Raw genomic sequence first — 15,115 nt, forward strand, 5'->3', positions numbered from 1 at the left:
AACGCAATCTAGGTAATAAGTACATATTGTTTATTAACAACAGAATCAGGCTGACTGAGCCAATGCAGAAAGCGTTCTGTGCTCTGCTCACTCTGTGTGCTGTATAAATAGATATGTGATACTGAGCTTTCAACTTTAGACTCATCAATACCCAGAGGGTAAGTCTCAGTTAAGCGTCTTAAGAGTTGCGCAACGACACCTTGGCTAGGCTCAACAATCTCACATCCTTCCTCCATCTCAGCTTTGAAGAAATTCATCACTAAAGGATAGTGTGTACAAGCCAACACTAAAGTATCCACCTTCTGCCGCTTCATTTCAGCACATAATTGCGCGACCGTATGCTGAATTTTAGCCTTGGAATCTGGCCATAAATCGATATCAAAAGCCAGCGACACACTAGAATAAATGGTTACATGACTGTCTAATTTCCACAGATCAATTAGATTGTTCAATCGTTCGCTTTTAGCGGTAAAGGGTGTCGCTAACACAGCCACTTCTCGCCTCTTACTTATACGACAAGCTGGTTTCACAGCAGGCTCTACACCTATCACTGGCAAACTTGTGTGCTGTCTTAGGGTCTCTATACCTGCAACCGTAGCAGTATTGCACGCAACGACAATGGCAGAGACACCCAACATCTCGAAGTATCTGCCAATTTTTAGAAGTCGCTCTTGTAAAGAGGCTTGGTCTTTCTCGCCATAGGGAGCAAATACATCATCGGCGAGATAATGTAGCTCAAGAAATGGCAGTTGATGCTGAATAGCATTTAAAATAGTGATACCACCCACACCTGAATCCATCACACCAACCTTCATGCTAAACTCCTCCCACACGAGAATGAGGCAATATAACCGGCTCGCGCTCAAGCTTAACCGAAAATTTTTCAAATACAGAAAGCTTAATTTGCCCTTCTAGATCAAGCAGAGCATTGGCGGTTTGTTCCTCGTAATTCACCATCACAAGGGCTTGTTTGTCATACACACCAACTCCCTTAAATTTATGACCTTTCCAACCCGCTTGATCAATAAGCCAACCCGCCGCTAGCTTGACTTTTTTACCTGCTGAGAACATCACCATATTAGGGAATTTTTCTTTTAGTAGTTGGGCATGCTCAAGTTCAATTATAGGGTTCTTAAAAAAACTACCTGCATTAGCCAGTTTCGCTGGGTTAGGCAATTTTTCACTGCGTATCTGACAAATTGCTCTATAAAGCGTTTGAATGGAAAGGTTATCCTTCAATCGCTCATTCAACCCACCATACTCTAATGTGTATTTCTCTTGGAGAGATAAGGCCAATTCGATGGATAGGATGCAGTAACGGCCTTTCCATTGCCCCTTGAAATGACTTTCACGGTAGCCAAAACCACATTCTTCTGCCTTCAGCCATTTAATCTCGCTTGTTGCTAAATCGAGCACCTTAACTTGGGTTAAGCAATCTTTGACTTCTACACCGTAAGCTCCAATATTTTGGACGGGGGCGGCACCTGCCGTGCCCGGTATAAGCGCAAGGTTTTCGATTCCGTACCAATCATTTTCAACGGTGAAGGTGACTAAATCGTGCCAATTCTCCCCCGCTCCTACCCTGAGTACTACTCGATCTTTTTCAGGTGTGGACTCAATACCTTTGATCCTATTAATGATAACCAAACCGCCAATATCGGCAGCAATGAGCAAGTTGCTGCCCCCACCAATTAAGGTGATTTCAAGACGATGGTCCTTTGCCCAATTGACCAACTCGCGAAGGTGCTCTGCACTGTGGGCCTCAACAAGGTATTGGGCAATATAATCAAAACGAAAGGTGTTGTAGGCTTTCATTGATGCATTTTCAATAACGCCATTGGCTAAGCTTTGATTTATTTCTGATTGATTAAACATAAGGTCTTAATCTGTATGCATCAAATGTTGTATGAAAGCACCTGAAATCTGCTTAAGGTGATTGTACATGTGCTCAAATCCTTCCTCTTCGCCATAATATGGGTCGGCAATTTCACCCCAATTTACGGAAGGGTCAAACTGGCCAAATAAAACCAGTTTAGCCTTACTGCCTTTAGGTTGAATGGCTTTTAAATCCTTCAAATTGGATTTATCCATGGCTAGAATCCAGTCATAGTAGTCAAAATCTTCGACTCTAACTTGACGGGCAGCTTGACCTCGAATATCGATACCATGTCCTGCGAGCGTTTTAATAGAGCGTTGATCCGGTTGCTTACCTATATGGTAAGCTGCGGTACCCGCGGAATCCACCTGCAAGTCAAGTTTTTGATCTTGCCCAGAACGCTCTAATAAACCTTGAGCCGCAGGCGAACGACAGATATTCCCCAAGCAAACGGTAAGAATCTTATAATGCCTCATTTCGCGCCGTCTATTCGCTCTTCTGCCGTTAAGGTTCTCGCTTCTGTTTCCAACAATACTGGAATGCCATCGCGCACAGGATAAGCCATGCCACTGACACGGCTAATTAACTCTGTACCATCATCACTTAGGGTTAAGGGTGTTTTAGTCACGGGACACACCAAGATATCTAACAAAGCTTTATTCATTATTTTTTAATTCCAAATTGATTCTGTTTAATTTATCCAACAAGACAGTGGAGAATTCTGCCGTCAATTGAAGGGATATGGGTAAATACCAAATATTTGGGTTAGACGTTTTAAGATACCGACATTTTACTGCATCTTTTTCCGTCATGATAACCGGTAAATTTGTCGGAATGTCCTGTTCGACAAATGCATGATGATCCGCAAACCATTGATGGGTGAAGCCAGCAGGCAGGCCTAATGCTTGCAAACTGTACTGAAAACGTAATGGATTACCAATGCCTGCCATTAAATGCCATCGAGTATGATCAGCCAGCAGCTGTTTAGCGGGCAGGCGCTCACTCGCTTGAAGCTTATAAAGATAATCTGTCTGTAGTGGCATGGCATGAATGGGGAGCGATAACTTGCCTAAATCAGCCGATACTTGCTCGCCTATGGTCACCACAAAGTCGACTTCTAATAATCGACTTGCTGGCTCCCTTAAAGGACCCACAGGCAAAAGATAGCCATTACCAAGCCCTCTTTGATTATCCAACATGGCAATTTCAATATCCCGCTGCAAAGCATAATGCTGCATACCATCATCACTGATGACGACATCCACCTCGGCATTGACCAACAAATGCTTTACGGCTTCATCTCGTTTAGGGAAAACCACAAGTGGGCATTGAGTTCGCCTGGCTAACATCACCGGCTCATCACCTACTTGGGCGGGTAAACTGTCTATTGTTACCTTCATAGGAGTAGAAACTTTAGCCCCATGACCTCTGGAAACGATCCCTGGTTTATAGCCTTGGGCTTTTAATAGTTCGCAGAGTGCGACCACCATAGGCGACTTACCAGTCCCCCCCACACTAATATTACCCACCACGATGATAGGAACAGGAGCACGGTAGGATTCGGTTTTATTGAGTAGGAAGTTATTACGTTTCTTCGCTACCACTCTATTCACGAATGGCAGTAAAGGTTTAAACAGCTGAGTCCAACCTTTCTCTTGATACCAAGAGCGATTAAAGGTTTTTTCTAGACTCACGGAGATACATCTCTTTTTGCGGTATGGGCAAGCTTGGTAATCCCTATTTGAGCGGCTGCATCATAGACTTTCAACACCATGTCGTAGGAGGACTTTGCGTCTGCGGTAATGATTAAAGGACGCTGATAATCCCCTTCAAACACTTCTTTTAAACCCTGAACCAAGGTGGACACTTTTTCGTTGATTAGCGTCTGGCCATTAATAACGTACTGGCCATCGGCAGTAATTACCATTTCAACACGAGTCACTTGGGTTTTAGGAGCATCCGTTGTTGCAGTAGGTAAATCAATGGTTAGTTCAGTACTTTGATTGAAAGTGGTACTCACCATAAAAAAGATTAGCAACAAAAAAACCACATCAATCAAAGGCGTCAAGTTAATTTGCACGTCATCCATTTTTTGACGTTTAAATTTCACTGAGAGCCTCCTGAATGATTGTTTCTTTCTCCATGTAATGCATCGACCAGTTTGGTAGATTGCTGCTCCATGCTCACCACGAGTTCATCAATACGACGAATAAAGTAACGGTGAAAGATCAGTGCTGGGATAGCCACACCAAGCCCTGCGGCAGTAGTGAGTAATGCTTCAGATATACCACCTGCCAATAGCGCGGTATTGCCCGCACCATTTTCCATGAGCACAGCAAAAACTTTAATCATACCGACCACAGTACCTAACAGGCCCAACAAGGGAGCGATTGCAGCAATGGTGCCCAGAGCACTCATAAAACGTTCTAGTTCATGTATGACGTGACTAGCTGCTTCCTGAATGCTTTCTTTCATAGCGCTGCGACCATGTTTCGTATTCAAAAGCCCCGCTGCAAATACTGAGGCTAATCCCGCATTTGCCTGCATACCTCGTATGAATTCCAATGACATTCTGTCATCACGAAGACGGGTCATGACATCCGATAACAAGCCGGCTGGCGCAACTCGGGATTTACGTAAGGTCCAGAACCTTTCAAGAATGATAGCTAATGTGAGAATCGAACAGGCCAATAAGGGCCACATGAAAACACCACCCGACTGAATAAAAGCTAACACTAAACTCTCCCAATAAAATTTGACCTTAATTTAACATATTCTCAAGTATTTCAATACGCTTGCAAGTGTCAGATTTAAAGGTAAAAAATGTAAAATGACAAGGAGAAAAATGCAGTCGAATATGCCTCTCAGACATATCAAAATCCAAGTATTGACCCTGACGTATTTGTAACCAATTAACCCTCAGTGCTTTTAGCAAGACTTTATCATCTTCTTCTATAGGCTTTTTAATTAGTAGCCACTCTACCTTCTTGTTGATTAGAGCATCTCTTACTAAAGAAATCTTTGATGAAGTCGCTAACGCCACATTTTCTTTAACTTCGGGCATAATGAGTTTTAGCTCAATAAGCTGATCATCATGATGCCATGCGTCCGAAAACAACCATTCATTGCCGCGCGTCACAATCAGTTCGTTGTGTTTATGACTTATCCTATATTTTCCCTCTTGAGCAACAAAAACAAAGGGTTGAATCAGCATAAATAAGATTAACCCTGCAGCAAGAAAACTCCTTTTTAAGGGGGCGTGATAAACCCAATATAGGATGAGCACAATCAATAAGCCCCGGGCCCACTGGGACGCCGATATCCAGAGCCCTAACATCGGTAGATGAAAAGCCGACCATTCTAGAAATTGTAGAACATAGTCGATTAGGAAATCTAACAACTGGTAAACATAAGTCGACTTAAGGATTAACCATTCGATAGCAGATAAAGCACCGACAGGAAACCAGAAAAAAGCCACCAGAGGAACCATAAGCAAATTTGCCAGAATAGTTATAATGGAGACTTCAGTTTGCCAGCCCAAAACCAGCACCATGGACGCCAGACTTAACATAATTTGTAGACTAACCAGTCGCAGCCGATGTGGTTTAGGCTGACAATACACAATCAATAAACTTACCATACTAAAAGAGAGCCACAAGCTAGGCTGTAGTATGCTTCTAGGCTCGAATAAGAGAATAAGCCACAAAGCAAAGCCTACAAGATGATAGGCAGGTAGCCTCACCGCAAACATATTAGAGAACAAAACCGCCCCAAGCATTAAACTGGCCCTGAGAATTGGCTCTCCCCATTGCGTTAAGTAGGCATAAAGCAACAACATGGGTGTAATCACTAAAAAATTTAGAGAGGCGGTATTAAGACCCATAAGCAACCATTTAGCGGGTAGACACCACCAAATACATCTCGCTAGCATTACACCCAACAGATACATGAAGCCCGCGTGTAAGCCTGATACAACAAATAGATGAGACAGACCTAAACTTCGAACCAACCATGTATCCTTAGCAGACCAGAGTTGATCACGCCCCAGTATTAATGCCTGAGTCAGCCGCCAGGATTGAAAGCCCCCCAGCCCTTCATTTAATGTGTTTAATACCCAACGATCCAACTTAAAACCTTGATTAACCTCTGTTACCACCTGAGTGCTAGCGAAATTTATTTCAAGTTGAGCTTGGAGGCGTTTACTGTAGAGCCAGTTTTGTATCCAACTCTCCCCCTTTGTAGAGACAGTCACCTTCTTTATCACACCTTTATAGGCGGAACTTTTTTCGTTGTAACGAGTCAGCTTTAAAGGCTGTATTTGATGAAAGCGACCTTCACCATTTTGCCAGCGAATGCCATAGCGACCATAAGCCGTTAGAGGTAAAGAGTGTCCAGAGTCATCTATGGCGATACTTGCTGAAGAAAAATCCACATAGACAACTTGATTTGGCGAGAATTCATAAACAGGAGTTTCCTGCCACTCAAGAATAGCGACAGAAAAAATCGACATAAATAACAAACATAATGCAATTAATCGCTTTGTGTAGATTAGATAGAGACAGGTAACAATGATGTGCGTAGAATACAGCAACTCTAATTTAGCAGGCAGAATGATCGCGCCGACTAAAGTAAACAACCCACTTAGTAACATAAGACCTCCCTGTCTTTGTCGCTAAACTGATTTTTATTTGCCTATGCCAAAACGTTATTTTAAAAGACTGACTCCGAACCCAGAGACACTTCGACAAAATAAGATGTTGAAATTGCTAGGCGATAAAGTTTATGCCGCAGATTTATGGCACTTAAACCGAAAATCGGTTGCTTTAGCTTTTCTTAATGGCGTCTTCTGGGCTTTCATTCCCATGCCTCTTCAAATGCTTTCGGCGGCGGTGTTAGCCATTCCATTAAGAGCTAACATACCGCTATCTGTTGCGCTTGTATGGCTAACAAACCCCCTAACCATGCCTTTTGTGTTTTATTTTAACTATAAGATTGGCACGTTAATTTTAGGTTCGCGAGAAAAAGAGCATTTTAAGCTTTCTGTAGAATGGATTTGGCACAAAATTGAGCATATTTGGCTTCCTCTTTACGTCGGCTCATTTGTCAATGCCATAATCGCGGGCGCACTTTCTTACTTGATCATCATGGTAATTTGGCGTTTGCATGTTTTAAAACGCTGGAAAGAAAGAAAAATCCGTCGTTGCAAAAAATAAAAAAAGCCACTTCAATTTTGAAGTGGCTTTTTTAAATTCACTTAACCTTACTTTAGCTGCTCTAGATCACCCTTAGAAAGCCTGTAAGCACTGTCCATCCAGTCCAACATTTTTTCATCATGGGTTACCACCAAGAAAGCCATATTGTGACGCTCTTTTAGCTCAGTGATAAGCTTTTGAATTTCCAATGATGTGGACTCATCTAAGTTACCTGTTGGCTCATCCATCAACACACAGGCAGGCGTATTTGCTAATGCTCTGGCAATGGCCACACGCTGGCGTTCACCGCCAGATAACTGTGAAGGCTTATGATGTAAGCGCTCAGCTAAGCCAACTTGTTCCATAAGCTTTTCAGCATCTTTCTTGGCCTGCTGCTTATTACTAGAAGCAATCCACATAGGCATCATGACATTTTCTAGAGCACTGAATTCTGGCAATAGATGATGAAATTGATAGACAAAACCCATTTGCTTATTACGCATCTTAGAGCGCTTAGCATCCCCCATTGAGGACCAAGACTGACCCGCTAGCTTTACATCTCCACCGCTCGCCAAATCCAAGCCCGCTAATAAGTTAAGCAAAGTCGTTTTGCCTGAGCCAGAAGCTCCCACAATGGCGCAAGCTTCACCACGACGTACCGAAAGCTCAATGGATTTAAAAACCTCAACCGTTCGCTTTCCATCTTGGTATTGCTTAGAAAGCCCTTGGCACTCAATTACGACTGTATCATTCATATCTTAGAGCCTCCGCAGGTTCCACTTTCGAAGCGCGCCAAGCTGGATAAATAGTAGCAGCGACGGTCATCACAAAAGCACAGATCACAATAAAACGCACATCAGACCAAACTAACTCAGAGGGCAAATAATTAATGAAATACACATCAGCATTTAGGAACTGGACGTCCAGTAAGCTCTGAATGCCAGCAATAATATCGCTGACATTTAAAGCAAGAGTTACCCCAAGCAAAACGCCAATGAGGGTACCTAACATACCGATAAACACACCTTGAACAATAAAGACCCACATCACCTGCCCCGAGGTTAGGCCCATGGTTCTCAAAATGGCAATATCATTACGCTTATCCGTAACGACCATCACCAAGGTTGAGACGATATTAAATGCGGCTACGGCAACGATAAGCAGCAACAACAAGCCTATCATGGTCTTTTCCATTTTAATGGCTTGGAATAAGTTGCCATGAGTACGAGTCCAGTCGCTCACTCTATTTTGACCGGGAACTGCACGGGCGATCTCCCAGATTTTGCTGGGGGCCACAAACAAGTCATCAAAAGAAATGCGCAACGCTTCCACCTGATCTTTTTGGTAGCGTTTAAGTTTGGCGGCATCTTGATAATTGATATAAGCCAAACTGCTATCCAACTCTGCCCCTACCTCAAAGGTGCCGACTAATGTAAATCGCTTAAGCACAGGCGCTATGCCAGCGATCGACACATTTGCTTGAGGCAGAATAGCGGTTACTTTGTCGCCCAAACCAACCCTAAGAGTTTTGGCTAATTGAGCACCCAAAACAATACCAAAGCGACCATCATTTAGCGCTTCGAGTGAGCCAGACTTCATATTATCACCTATAATAGAGACTTTTTTCTCCATCCTCGGATCAATACCATTTAATAAGGCGCCATGAACACTAGAGCCAGATTGAAACATAACTTGAGCTTGGGTGTGTGGGGCGACACCAATAACACCAGGCAACTGTGAAACTTGCTCAGCCGTCTCACGCCAATTTTCAAGTGTCGGTGTTCCCCATAAGGTAGCGTGAGGGACCATACCTAAAATGCGTTGACGTAACTCTCTATCAAAACCATTCATGACCGAAAGCACCGTAATGAGCACGGCAACACCTAATGCTAGGCCTGCGATTGAAGAAAAACTGATGAATGAAATAAAATGATTTGAGCGCTTAGCACGGGCGTAGCGTAAGCCAATGGCCACAGGGAGAAAATTAATCAAGAATAGATCCTTTAAGGCAAGTGAAGGAGCAAAAGCTCCTTCATTTTTAACAAGATCATTAAAATATTAGGCGTCGAAATCAATGCCTATTCTACGACCGACATCTTCATAGGCTTCAATAACACCACCTAGACCTTGACGGAAGCGGTCTTTATCTAACTTCTCTTTCGTGTCCGCATCCCACAAGCGACAGCCATCTGGCGAGAACTCGTCACCCAATACCACTTCACCTTTAAACACACCAAATTCCAGCTTGTAGTCAACCAGAATCATGCCACCCTCTGCAAACAACTGCTTCAATACGTCATTTACTTTATACGTCAACTCCTTCGCTTTCTGTAAATGTTCAGCTTTCGCCCATCCAAAAGATTCAACATGGGATTCGTTGATCATAGGGTCACCTAAAGCGTCATCCTTTAAAAACAGCTCAAAGGTTGGTGGTGTCAAAGTTTGACCTTCTTCCACACCTAATCGACGACACAAGCTACCAGCAGCGACATTTCGTACAACACATTCAACCGGCATCATGTCTAAGCACTTAACAAGACATTCGGTATCTGAAAGGAGCTTTTCGAAATGCGTTGGAATTCCTGCTGCTTGCAATTTGGACATAATGAACGCATTGAACTTATTATTCACCATGCCTTTACGATCTAGTTGCTCTACTTTTTTGCCATCAAATGCAGAGGTATCATCACGAAATACTAGAACCATTTTATCAGGGTCATCTGTACGAAAAACAGATTTGGCTTTTCCTGCATACAGCTCTTGTCGCTTTTCCATTAGAAGGTCTCCGGTTTGCTTGTGTTAAATTGTTCGTTATTTTAAAAATTTTTTAGCGAAGAAATAGGATGTTAACTGCTGATTTTTTGCAACAGAAACATCGATCACCAAAAAGTCACCCGCCGCTTGACGCTCTATTTTGTAGGGATAGATTCGCTCTTCCCAATTAACATCATCTAAGTTTCGGCGATATACATTAAAAAGTTTTTGCGTTTTACCTTTACCAACAGGCACTTCTAAAGCGACTACATCACCGACTTTGGCGATTTCATCCTCAGGAACAACAGCCAATTGGTTTCCTTCGCCTATTAAATATAACCCGGCATCAAGAATTTCTTGTTGGGCCTGCTTAGCAGTCGCTTTTTTTCCTAGATAAGCGGCAAACATGCCAGATCCATTAATCCAGATTGGTGATGGGTCAACTTGCTTGTTACTTTCGGACAAATACGCTGAGTTTTGATCAAGCTTGCGCCCAATGGTTCCCCATAATTTGATCGCCATACCATAAGTATTCAAATCGATAGCTGGACTTACCCACTCACCAACCTGACCCTCTTCTGATACTTCACGCATCTGCATCTTAACTAAAGTGGAAGCATTTTCTTGAGGAAGCAAGACAAAAGAAAAAGCAGTTTTACTCGGGTAAACTCGGGTTATTTTACTCCATAAGGAACGCCAACGGCCTTGCTCTACCAATGGAATCGGTGTTGTTACAATCCTGGAGTCAGTATCAGTTGCTAGAGGAGCTTCTGACACGTCAAAGCTAGACATGAAATCTTCAATAATTTTTTTACTTTGTCTAACATCGGCAGGAAAAACATACTCAACCGCATCCTGTTTTTCTGTCATGACAACTTTGGCCATGGACTGATACAAGAAAGGGGCTCTTGGCGCCACAAATTCTGTCTTTTGTTGCAAGTCTGCTACGGCTCCCTCGTTTGGGATGACCAAACTATCTTCGAGAGAAGCGGAACCTTCTGGAACGATCAACGCAGTATTTTGATCAATACCATCTTGGTAATCATCTGCATGGTCTGTTAGGAAGCTGCTACAACCTGTTAGCAATAAACCAGTACTTGCAAGGGTAACCATAGTCGAAGTCAATTTCTTCATAGCACAAGAGCTCCAGCATCAATCATTGCCTGCTTAACAGTCGCTTTTTTGTCATCTGAAAGCACAGTCAAAGGCAAGCGTATCGCCTCTTCGCAGAGATCTAACTGACTACATGCCCATTTAACAGGGATGGGGTTAGACTCAACGAATAATTTTTCATGCAAAGGTTTGATGAGATCATCTGCCGCATAAGCGGACGCTTTATCACCAGCAATCGCCAGCTCGGCAGCTTTAGAAACACTGGTTGGAGCAACGTTTGCCGTCACAGAAATATTCCCTTTACCGCCTAGCAACATAAGATCAACCGCAGTTGGGTCATCACCAGAATATACCGCAAAGTCATCTTCCACAGCCGCAATTAGCGCTTTGCCGCGGGCTAGGTCCCCTGTGGCATCTTTCACGCCAACAATATTAGAAATTTTCGATAACCGAACAACGGTTTCATTGCTCATATCACAAGCGGTACGTCCTGGAACATTGTATAAAATTTGAGGTATATCCACAGCTTCAGCAATGGTTTTGAAATGCTGGAACAAACCTTCTTGTGTTGGCTTGTTGTAATAAGGCGTGACCAGTAAACAAGCATCAGCACCGGCTTCCTTCGCAGCAAGAGTCAAATCAATCGCTTCGTGGGTCGCGTTCGCACCGGTGCCTGCGATGACGGGGATGCGACCATTTACAGTACGCACAACTTGTCGAATCACATCAGCGTGTTCTTTAGTCGTAAGGGTGGAAGATTCACCAGTGGTACCCACTGCTACAATGCCGTGGGTGCCAGAGTGAATATGGAACTCAATCAGATCATCTAATTTTTTAGTATCTACCGCTCCACTCGACAGCATTGGGGTGATGAGAGCGACTAAACTACCTGTGATCATTTCAAGTCTCCAATAAAAAATAATAAGCGCGCCTATATTACCGTTCGGCTTCTCCTTACACAATAATGAGAAGGGTAAAGCGGGAGTAAAACCACAAGAAAATTGGATCTGCGGGATTTTTTCGGTTGGAATTGTTAAGCTAATAATATTGAAAAGATTTTATCCGAACGGAGAGTAACCTAATGACCCTAGAAATTGGCCAAATAGCACCAGATTTCACTGCAAAAGATGAACATGGTAAAGACATCACTTTAAGTCAGTTTAAAGGCAAAAAAGTCGTTTTATATTTTTACCCAAAAGATTCAACGCCAGGTTGTACTGCCCAAGCTTGTAACTTGCGTGATAACTATCAAGCGCTATTTGACCAAGGTTATGTCGTACTTGGGGTGAGCACCGATACTGAGAAGCGTCACCAGAACTTTATCGCTAAACATGAACTTCCCTTCCCATTGATTGCCGACACTGAGCGCGAAGTTCACGAGCTATATGATACTTGGCAGCTTAAAAAGTTCATGGGCAAAGAGTTCATGGGCACCGTTCGAACTACATTCATCATCGATGAAAACGGCGTAATCAGCGACATTATTAGCAAGGTAAAAACCAAAGAACATACCGCTCAAATCTTAAACTAACGCTAGCAATAAAGTTTGGGGCAAGATGATTATCTCACCTTGCCCCAAACAATTTCATTTCTCTAGTCAATTCTCATCTGAACTACTGCCTAGTTAGTCGATCATTGCCCATTCGCTGATCTGTGGTTGAACGATACGGATTAATATCCAGACCACCTCGGCGCACATATCGCGCATAAACCAATAAACTTTCTGGCTGACATTGACGCATGATGTCGATAAAAATACGCTCGACACATTGCTCATGAAAATCCGTATGTTCACGAAAAGACACGATGTATTTCAATAAATTTTCATGATCAATTTTGCGGCCAGAATACTCGATAAACACAGACCCCCAATCTGGCTGATTGGTCACAGGGCAATTAGATTTAAGTAAGTGACTGACTAAGCGTTCCTCAACCATCTGTCCATGAGTATCATTCGTTAATAAATCCGCACTAGGGTGATAATCATTGACTTCGATATCCAAATCATCGATACAATAGTCGGGCGTGAGAATAACCAAGGTTTCTAGGGCATTTACATCGCGTATTTTTACGCTAACTTGCGCACCCGCCACCTTTGACAAATCTCTTTCTAGCAAAGCCTGCACTGCATATTGATCCTCATAACGCATTTGGTTTAATGAGTTTAAGTACAGTTTGAAGGATTTGGACTCTATAATATTAGGTGAGTCGTGGGGAATACGGAACTCTGCTAGCGCAACAATCGGCTTACCTTTGCTATTAAGCCAAGATAGTTCATAAGCATTCCAAATATCTTCACCATAAAAAGGCAAGCCTTCAGATGAAATCCCCATTTCTGACCATTTATCGACTCGCGCAATGGGATAAAGCAACCCTGCATCATACTCAGCAACATACTCCGTTTGCTGACCTAAGGGTAAAAAGCCCATACATACTTCCTTAACTTCTAATGCCTTGCCCACGATTTAACAGGTAAAGGCCATACCAAAAAAACACTACAATAAACACCAAGACCATGATTAAGGCCCAATAAACATTAATGTCAGACACACCCAGAATGCCATAACGGAAAGCATTCACCATATACAAGACAGGGTTTAACAAAGAAAAGCCCTGCCAAAAGTCAGGTAGTAAACTAATCGAATAAAACACCCCACCCAAATAGGTTAATGGGGTGAGGATAAATGTCGGTACGATGGAAACATCGTCAAAGCTTTTGGCATAAATACCATTCACGAAGCCACCTAAAGAAAACATTACAGCGGTCAAGAAGATCACCAACACGGTAATAAAAAGGTTTTCAATGGACAGTTGAGTGAAGAACAAAGAAAGCAAGGTAACGATAAAGCCGACACATAAACCACGGGCCACACCACCCAACACATAGCCCATCAAAATAACCCAGTTAGGCGTCGGTGAGACCAACAGTTCTTGGATACTGTGCTGAAACTTCGCGGAAAAAAAAGACGAAGAAACATTGGAATAGGAGTTGGTAATAACCGACATCATAATCAATCCCGGCACTATGTATTGCATATAGCTGAAGCCGTCCATCAGGCCAATACGATCACCAATGAAGTTGCCGAAAATAGCGAAATATAACGACATAGTAATGGCGGGTGGTAGTAAGGTTTGCGGCCAAATACGAGTAAACCTGCGTATTTCTCTAACCAAGATGGTATAGAAGGCAATCCAGATCTCAGAGTTTTTCATGTAGTTAACCCTTAATTAGTTTGACGAACAATTCTTCTAGTCGATTCGACTTATTTCGCATACTCAAGACCTTGATGGACACGGCATCCAAGGCACGAAAAATATCATTAATGGACTGCCCTTTGATGACTTCAATCTCAACATTTTGCGCAGCTTCATTGGCGCTTAAGGTGAAGTTGGGAACTTCAAATCCAGACGGCAATGGGGCATCTAGGTCTAAAATAAAAGTTTCACAACTCAAGGTTTTTAATAAGGCTTTAACACTGGTATTTTCAACAATCTCACCCGCATTAATGATGGCAATATTGCGGCACAATTGCTCGGCTTCTTCGAGGTAGTGGGTAGTAAGTATAATGGTTACGCCTTGTTCATTTAGCTTCTTAATAAACGCCCACATAGAACGGCGCAACTCAATATCCACCCCAGCAGTTGGTTCATCCAATATCAAGACTTGCGGCTCATGAATTAAAGCCCTAGCAATCATCAAGCGTCGTTTCATACCACCAGAAAGGGTGCGGGATTGCTCGTTACGCTTATCCCATAAATCTAGCTGCTTAAGGTATTTTTCAGCACGAACTTTAGCCACTTCTTGGCTAATGCCATAAAAACCAGCCTGGGTAACCACCACATTGAAAACTGTTTCAAAAACATTAAAGTTAAATTCTTGCGGCACCACACCAAGATGTTTTTTAGCCAGCGCAAAATCTTTATCAATATCCGCCCCAAAGATGGACACCTTGCCTGAAGTTTTATTCACCAAAGAACATAAAATACCTATAGTGGTGGACTTACCCGCACCATTAGGGCCAAGCAAAGCAAAAAAGTCGCCCTTTTCTACCTGTAAGTTGATACCTTTTAATGCCTCAAAGCCCCCTTCATAACGTTTTTTTAGGTCACTTATTTCAATTGCATATGTCATAATTACAGCTCTCATACGGCACTTGCCGATTTAGCAGTTATTTATTAA

General features: G+C 42.8%; 18 protein-coding genes. 2 read left to right on the plus strand and 16 right to left on the minus strand.

Annotation, left to right across the window (positions count from 1 at the left end; genetic code table 11):
* Positions 1-8: 8 nt before the first annotated feature.
* Genes murI through ABJF92_RS06265 form a run of 8 tightly spaced genes read right to left on the minus strand, consistent with a single transcriptional unit; the run spans position 9 to position 6,527 of the window.
* Positions 9-815 (minus strand): glutamate racemase, encoded by an 807-nt coding sequence (gene murI / locus ABJF92_RS06230; protein WP_446814945.1) that lies wholly within the window; start codon positions 813-815, stop codon positions 9-11.
* A gap of 1 nt (position 816) precedes the next feature.
* Positions 817-1,875 carry a UDP-N-acetylmuramate dehydrogenase gene (gene murB / locus ABJF92_RS06235; protein ID WP_446814946.1) on the minus strand — a complete coding sequence of 353 codons (1,059 nt, stop codon included), beginning with the start codon at positions 1,873-1,875 and terminating at the stop codon, positions 817-819.
* A 6-nt stretch (positions 1,876-1,881) separates the two neighbouring features.
* Complete coding sequence (locus ABJF92_RS06240; RefSeq protein WP_446814947.1) at positions 1,882-2,352, minus strand: low molecular weight protein-tyrosine-phosphatase; 471 nt, start codon at positions 2,350-2,352, stop codon at positions 1,882-1,884.
* Positions 2,349-2,540, minus strand: a complete 192-nt coding sequence (locus ABJF92_RS06245; RefSeq protein ID WP_446814948.1) for a Trm112 family protein — start codon at positions 2,538-2,540, stop codon at positions 2,349-2,351. Before ABJF92_RS06245 ends, ABJF92_RS06240 begins: the two co-directional genes overlap by 4 nt.
* Positions 2,533-3,570: a tetraacyldisaccharide 4'-kinase gene (gene lpxK / locus ABJF92_RS06250; protein ID WP_446814949.1), complete on the minus strand. Its 1,038-nt coding sequence runs from the start codon at positions 3,568-3,570 to the stop codon at positions 2,533-2,535. Before lpxK ends, ABJF92_RS06245 begins: the two co-directional genes overlap by 8 nt.
* On the minus strand, positions 3,567-3,986 hold the full coding sequence (locus tag ABJF92_RS06255) for an ExbD/TolR family protein (protein ID WP_446814950.1): 420 nt from the start codon (positions 3,984-3,986) through the stop codon (positions 3,567-3,569). Before ABJF92_RS06255 ends, lpxK begins: the two co-directional genes overlap by 4 nt.
* Positions 3,983-4,612, minus strand: coding sequence for a MotA/TolQ/ExbB proton channel family protein (locus ABJF92_RS06260; protein WP_446814951.1), 630 nt, complete (start codon positions 4,610-4,612; stop codon positions 3,983-3,985). The genes ABJF92_RS06255 and ABJF92_RS06260 overlap by 4 nt, the downstream gene beginning before the upstream one ends.
* Before the next feature lie 25 nt (positions 4,613-4,637).
* Positions 4,638-6,527 (minus strand): ComEC/Rec2 family competence protein, encoded by a 1,890-nt coding sequence (locus ABJF92_RS06265; protein WP_446814952.1) that lies wholly within the window; start codon positions 6,525-6,527, stop codon positions 4,638-4,640.
* A 103-nt stretch (positions 6,528-6,630) separates the two neighbouring features.
* On the opposite strand from ABJF92_RS06265, the gene ABJF92_RS06270 reads away from it, so the two are divergent.
* Complete coding sequence (locus tag ABJF92_RS06270) at positions 6,631-7,089, plus strand: DUF2062 domain-containing protein (RefSeq protein ID WP_446814953.1); 459 nt, start codon at positions 6,631-6,633, stop codon at positions 7,087-7,089.
* 47 nt (positions 7,090-7,136) lie between these two features.
* On the opposite strand, the gene ABJF92_RS06275 is transcribed toward ABJF92_RS06270, so the two are convergent.
* The 5 genes from ABJF92_RS06275 to dapA all read right to left on the minus strand — a co-directional run bounded on the left by ABJF92_RS06275 (position 7,137) and on the right by dapA (position 11,834).
* Positions 7,137-7,823, minus strand: a complete 687-nt coding sequence (locus ABJF92_RS06275; RefSeq protein WP_446814954.1) for an ABC transporter ATP-binding protein — start codon at positions 7,821-7,823, stop codon at positions 7,137-7,139.
* Positions 7,816-9,060 (minus strand): lipoprotein-releasing ABC transporter permease subunit, encoded by a 1,245-nt coding sequence (locus tag ABJF92_RS06280; RefSeq protein ID WP_446814955.1) that lies wholly within the window; start codon positions 9,058-9,060, stop codon positions 7,816-7,818. Before ABJF92_RS06280 ends, ABJF92_RS06275 begins: the two co-directional genes overlap by 8 nt.
* 66 nt (positions 9,061-9,126) lie before the next feature.
* Positions 9,127-9,843, minus strand: coding sequence for a phosphoribosylaminoimidazolesuccinocarboxamide synthase (gene purC, locus ABJF92_RS06285; RefSeq protein ID WP_446814956.1), 717 nt, complete (start codon positions 9,841-9,843; stop codon positions 9,127-9,129).
* Between the two features lie 36 nt (positions 9,844-9,879).
* Positions 9,880-10,956 carry a hypothetical protein gene (locus tag ABJF92_RS06290; protein ID WP_446814957.1) on the minus strand — a complete coding sequence of 359 codons (1,077 nt, stop codon included), beginning with the start codon at positions 10,954-10,956 and terminating at the stop codon, positions 9,880-9,882.
* Positions 10,953-11,834: a 4-hydroxy-tetrahydrodipicolinate synthase gene (gene dapA / locus ABJF92_RS06295; protein WP_446814958.1), complete on the minus strand. Its 882-nt coding sequence runs from the start codon at positions 11,832-11,834 to the stop codon at positions 10,953-10,955. Before dapA ends, ABJF92_RS06290 begins: the two co-directional genes overlap by 4 nt.
* 182 nt (positions 11,835-12,016) lie before the next feature.
* Between dapA and bcp the strand changes: the two genes are divergently transcribed.
* A complete protein-coding gene (gene bcp, locus ABJF92_RS06300) occupies positions 12,017-12,466 on the plus strand; it encodes a thioredoxin-dependent thiol peroxidase (RefSeq protein WP_446814959.1) in 450 nt (149 codons plus the stop codon).
* 82 nt (positions 12,467-12,548) lie between these two features.
* On the opposite strand, the gene queF is transcribed toward bcp, so the two are convergent.
* From queF to ABJF92_RS06315, 3 genes are read right to left on the minus strand one after another with little or no spacing between them, the layout of a single operon-like run.
* Positions 12,549-13,364, minus strand: a complete 816-nt coding sequence (gene queF, locus ABJF92_RS06305) for an NADPH-dependent 7-cyano-7-deazaguanine reductase QueF (protein WP_446814960.1) — start codon at positions 13,362-13,364, stop codon at positions 12,549-12,551.
* Between the two features lie 10 nt (positions 13,365-13,374).
* Positions 13,375-14,148: an ABC transporter permease gene (locus ABJF92_RS06310; protein ID WP_446814961.1), complete on the minus strand. Its 774-nt coding sequence runs from the start codon at positions 14,146-14,148 to the stop codon at positions 13,375-13,377.
* 4 nt (positions 14,149-14,152) lie between these two features.
* On the minus strand, positions 14,153-15,067 hold the full coding sequence (locus ABJF92_RS06315) for an ABC transporter ATP-binding protein (protein WP_446814962.1): 915 nt from the start codon (positions 15,065-15,067) through the stop codon (positions 14,153-14,155).
* Positions 15,068-15,115: the final 48 nt, after the last annotated feature.

The sequence above is a fragment of the Marinomonas sp. genome (assembly GCF_039940335.1).
Classification (GTDB): Bacteria; Pseudomonadota; Gammaproteobacteria; order Pseudomonadales; family Marinomonadaceae; genus Marinomonas.

Excerpts from the sequence above, each read along its gene's own strand:
- murI (WP_446814945.1), bottom strand. The coding sequence starts at position 815 with ATGAAGGTTGGTGTGATGGATTCAGGTGTGGGTGGTATCACTATTTTA.
- murB (WP_446814946.1), bottom strand. The coding sequence starts at position 1,875 with ATGTTTAATCAATCAGAAATAAATCAAAGCTTAGCCAATGGCGTTATT.
- ABJF92_RS06240 (WP_446814947.1), bottom strand. The coding sequence starts at position 2,352 with ATGAGGCATTATAAGATTCTTACCGTTTGCTTGGGGAATATCTGTCGT.
- ABJF92_RS06245 (WP_446814948.1), bottom strand. The coding sequence starts at position 2,540 with ATGAATAAAGCTTTGTTAGATATCTTGGTGTGTCCCGTGACTAAAACA.
- ABJF92_RS06265 (WP_446814952.1), bottom strand. The coding sequence starts at position 6,527 with ATGTTACTAAGTGGGTTGTTTACTTTAGTCGGCGCGATCATTCTGCCT.
- ABJF92_RS06270 (WP_446814953.1), top strand. The coding sequence starts at position 6,631 with ATGTTGAAATTGCTAGGCGATAAAGTTTATGCCGCAGATTTATGGCAC.
- ABJF92_RS06275 (WP_446814954.1), bottom strand. The coding sequence starts at position 7,823 with ATGAATGATACAGTCGTAATTGAGTGCCAAGGGCTTTCTAAGCAATAC.
- purC (WP_446814956.1), bottom strand. The coding sequence starts at position 9,843 with ATGGAAAAGCGACAAGAGCTGTATGCAGGAAAAGCCAAATCTGTTTTT.
- ABJF92_RS06290 (WP_446814957.1), bottom strand. The coding sequence starts at position 10,956 with ATGAAGAAATTGACTTCGACTATGGTTACCCTTGCAAGTACTGGTTTA.
- dapA (WP_446814958.1), bottom strand. The coding sequence starts at position 11,834 with ATGATCACAGGTAGTTTAGTCGCTCTCATCACCCCAATGCTGTCGAGT.
- bcp (WP_446814959.1), top strand. The coding sequence starts at position 12,017 with ATGACCCTAGAAATTGGCCAAATAGCACCAGATTTCACTGCAAAAGAT.
- queF (WP_446814960.1), bottom strand. The coding sequence starts at position 13,364 with ATGGGCTTTTTACCCTTAGGTCAGCAAACGGAGTATGTTGCTGAGTAT.
- ABJF92_RS06310 (WP_446814961.1), bottom strand. The coding sequence starts at position 14,148 with ATGAAAAACTCTGAGATCTGGATTGCCTTCTATACCATCTTGGTTAGA.
- ABJF92_RS06315 (WP_446814962.1), bottom strand. The coding sequence starts at position 15,067 with ATGACATATGCAATTGAAATAAGTGACCTAAAAAAACGTTATGAAGGG.